This is a genomic window from Vibrio sp. 10N.222.46.A1 (assembly GCF_041473595.1).
GTDB lineage: Bacteria > Pseudomonadota > Gammaproteobacteria > Enterobacterales > Vibrionaceae > Vibrio > Vibrio tasmaniensis_A.
In genome coordinates this window covers 1-816 of the sequence record NZ_JBFRSN010000903.1, presented here as the reverse complement: position 1 = coordinate 816, position 816 = coordinate 1, and the positions used below count along the sequence as shown (strand labels likewise).

Here is an 816-nt window from a genome sequence, read left to right as displayed (position 1 = left end):
TTGCATTGAAATATCATCAAGTGCTTGGCTCTCTTTATAATAAAGATTCAGCCCTTCAATCGAGATAGCAATTTGCTCATCCTTCAAATTGTGAACATCAAGTGGTGCTTGGTAACCCAAGGTTTCATTAATCGAGAACATCTAATCTTGTCCTAAGGTTCGGTATTTTTCACGCAAGTTATTACGGATATTGATGGCCGTTAAATTCAATCCAACAATCACAGTAACCAGTAAAAATGAAGTCGCATACACTAAAGGGCGCGCCGCTTCGATATTAGATGTTTGAAAACCAACATCGTAGATATGGAAGCCTAAGTGCATGAACTTTCTCTCTAAGTGTAGATATGGGAACTGACCATCTACAGGTAAGCTTGATGCTAGCTTCACAACACCCACCAGCATTAATGGAGCCACCTCCCCCGCAGCTCTCGCGATTGCCAATATCAACCCCGTGATAATCGCAGGGCTTGCCATTGGTAAAACAATGCGCCAAAGCGTCTCAAATTGAGTAGCGCCAAGCGCCAATGAACCGTGCCTCACGGAGCTAGGGATACGCGTTAAGCCCTCTTCCGTTGTTACAATAACAACGGGTAATGTTAATACCGCCAAGGTCAATGCGGACCATAATAGACCCGGCGTACCAAATGTCGGAGCGGGTAACCGTTCTGCGTAAAACAAAGAATCGATTGAACCACCGATGGTATACACAAAGAATCCTAAGCCGAAGACACCATACACAATCGACGGTACACCCGCTAAGTTAATTACGGCGATACGAATTAAACGTGTTAGTGCGTTGTTTTTTGCGTATTCATG

At 44.1% G+C, this 816-nt stretch carries 1 protein-coding gene and 1 pseudogene; both read right to left on the bottom strand.

Annotated elements, in window-relative coordinates; genetic code table 11:
- Positions 1-141 (bottom strand): annotated as a pseudogene (locus tag AB4496_RS21690) (phosphate ABC transporter ATP-binding protein); the annotation flags it as partial.
- Positions 142-816 (bottom strand): phosphate ABC transporter permease PstA (pstA, locus tag AB4496_RS21685; protein WP_372131938.1); only part of this gene is annotated, 675 nt, incomplete at its 5' end. It lies immediately after the preceding pseudogene.